Origin of the sequence: Nocardia farcinica (genome assembly GCF_029867845.1) — a bacterium.
Classification (GTDB): domain Bacteria; phylum Actinomycetota; class Actinomycetes; order Mycobacteriales; family Mycobacteriaceae; genus Nocardia; species Nocardia farcinica_A.
Genome location: NZ_JARWRU010000458.1, coordinates 1 through 2,693, shown reverse-complemented (window position 1 = coordinate 2,693; position 2,693 = coordinate 1). Strand labels below are relative to the sequence as shown.

The 2,693-nt window shown below is 69.0% G+C and carries 2 protein-coding genes and 1 pseudogene; all 3 read left to right on the top strand.

Annotated elements, in window-relative coordinates; genetic code table 11:
* Positions 1-113: 113 nt before the first annotated feature.
* Positions 114-752: pseudogene (locus tag QH283_RS09890) on the top strand (SDR family NAD(P)-dependent oxidoreductase); the annotation flags it as partial.
* A 61-nt stretch (positions 753-813) separates the two neighbouring features.
* The gene (gene pyrE, locus QH283_RS09885; RefSeq protein WP_280502713.1) at positions 814-1,386 is read left to right on the top strand and encodes an orotate phosphoribosyltransferase; all 573 of its coding nucleotides are present in this window, start codon (positions 814-816) and stop codon (positions 1,384-1,386) included.
* Between the two features lie 67 nt (positions 1,387-1,453).
* Positions 1,454-2,518, top strand: coding sequence for a beta-ketoacyl-ACP synthase 3 (locus QH283_RS09880; RefSeq protein WP_280502712.1), 1,065 nt, complete (start codon positions 1,454-1,456; stop codon positions 2,516-2,518).
* The last annotated feature ends 175 nt before the right edge of the window (positions 2,519-2,693 follow it).

Below are 2,693 nucleotides of genomic sequence, written 5' to 3'. Positions count from 1 at the left end.
CCGCCCCCCCCCCGGTTTCGGCCCGGGGAACCCCCCCCCCCCGGCCCCCCCTGGCCACCCCCGGGGTCCGCGCCCCCCGCCCCGGCGCCCGCCTCGTGGCGCTGGCGGGTTAACTCGAACGCGCCTACGCGACCCGCTCGGAGGTGCTCGCGGCGGACCTGGCGAAGGAAGCCGACCGCGAGCGCGTCGCCGCCAGGGTCGCCGAGGGCGTCGAATTCCTGGTCAACAACGCCGGTTTCGCGCATTCCGGCGAGTTCTGGGAGCTGCCCTACGCGCAGTTGCAGGCTCAGCTCGACGTCAACGTCACCTCGGTGCTGCGACTCACCCACGCCGCGCTGCCGTCGATGATCGAGGCGGGCAAGGGCTCGATCGTGAACGTGGCGAGCGTGGCCGGTCTGATCCCCGGCCGCGGGTCGACCTACTCGGCCTCCAAGTCCTACGTCGTATCCTTCTCCGAGGGCCTGGCGGGCGGACTCGCGGGCACGGGAGTGCGCATCCAGGCGCTGTGCCCGGGATTCGTGCGCACGGAGTTCCATCAGCGCGCGGGCATCGAGATGTCCTCGCTGCCCGATCCGCTGTGGCTGTCGGTCGATCAGGTCGTCAGCGGCTCGTTGCGGGACCTGGACGCCGATCGCGTGATCAGCGTGCCCGGCGTGCAGTACAAGGCGCTCACCACCGCGGCGGGCCTCATCCCCCGGGGGCTACAGGTCCGAATGAACCGGGGCTTGTTCAACTCACGCGGACGGACCTGAGGGTGGCGTCCTGGACGCAGACCCACCCGATCAGGCAGCCGCACCCGATGAAGGAGACGACATGATCGACCAGGCGCGGGCCGCACGGCCCGAGCTGTCCGGCGCCGACCTCGAGAAACTGGCCGCGCTGGTACGCGAACTCGCCGTCGTGCACGGCAGGGTGACGCTGTCCTCGGGCAAGGAGGCCGACTACTACGTCGATCTGCGCCGGGCCACGCTGCACCACGAGGCGGGGCCGCTGATCGGCAAACTGTTGCGCGAGCTGGTCGCCGACTGGGATTTCGATGCCGTCGGCGGGCTCACCATGGGTGCCGACCCGGTGGCGCTCGCGGTCATGCACGCCCCCGGCAGGCCGATCGACGCCTTCGTGGTGCGCAAGGCCGCCAAGTCCCACGGCATGCAGCGGTTGATCGAGGGGCCCGATGTCACGGGCAAGCGCGTGCTGGTCGTCGAGGACACCACGACCACCGGCAATTCGCCCCTGACGGCGGTGCGTGCGCTGCGTGAGGCGGGCGCCGAGGTGGTCGGCGTGGCCACCGTCGTCGACCGTGAGACCGGCGCCGGTGAGGTCATCGCGGCCGAGGGGCTGGAATATCGGTCGATCCTCGGGCTAGAGGATCTGGCACTGAGTTAGCCTGATCAAGAGTTAGCCTGGACAATGATTTGTCTGTCTGTGTGGTGTAAGGACGTGTGAGTCGCCAGTGGTGAGCATTGCAGTCAACAAGGGTCGCGACAATGTTGCGATGCTCGGTATCGGTGCCTACCGGCCGCGGCGCATCGTCAGCAACGAAGAGGTCTGCCAAGTCCTCGACTCGACCGACCAGTGGATCTACGAGCGCACCGGTGTGCGCAACCGCCGTTGGATCAGCGGTGACGAGACGCTGCGGTCGATCGCGGTGGCGGCGGGCGATCGAGCCCTGAACAACACCGGCATCGACCGGTCGAAGATCGACATGGTGCTGCTGTGCACCTCGAGCTGGCTCAAGCTCACCCCGCACGGCGCCCCGACCGTCGCCTCCGACCTCGGCATGAACGGTGTCCCCGCCTTCGACCTCACCTCCGGCTGCGGTGGGTTCGGCTACGGTCTCGGCGTCGCCGCCGACCTGATCCGCGCGGGTTCGGCCACCTACGTCCTGGTGATCGGCGCCGAGACGATGACCGTCGGCCTCGACCCGACCGATCGCGGCACCGCCATGATCTTCGGTGACGGCGCGGGCGCGGTCGTGGTCGGCCCGAGCGAGGAGAACGGCATCTCCCCGACGGTCTGGGGCAGCGACGGCGAGAACGCCGACGCCATCGCCCAGGACATCGACTTCCTGGCCTTCATGCACCGCGCGCAGGAGTTGCAGGGCACCGACCCCGAGGTCGAGCCGGTGGGCCGGATGTCGCTGCGGATGGAGGGCCCCAAGGTCTTCCGCTGGGCCGCGGTGACCCTGCCGCGTGCGCTGTCGAGCGCGCTGGAGGCCTCCGGGGTGTCCAAGGAGGACATCGAGGTCTTCGTGCCGCACCAGGCCAACGCCCGCATCAACGAGCTGATGAAGAAGAATCTCGGTCTGGCCGACGACATCCCGATGGCCAACGATATCGAGAACACCGGCAACACCTCCGCCGCCTCCATTCCGCTGGCGATGGAGGAGATGCTGGTGACCGGTAAGGCCAAGGGCGGCCAGCTCGCGCTGCTGCTCGGCTTCGGCGCGGGCCTGAGCTACGCGGGTCAGGTGGTCACGCTGCCGCCTGCCCCCAAGGAAGCCAGCTTCAGTGTCTGATTCCCGGGCGTCCGGCTCCCGGGTCGGGCTGCGGCCTTTCCGGTTGGGTTATCTGGCCGCGGCGGCGGCGGCCGTGTTAGGGGCCGCCCCCCGCCCCGGACGGGGTGAGTGGGTGGGCCGGTGAAGTATTAACAGAATACCCTGCCCCCGCTTTAATGTTTGTTTATATATAGGG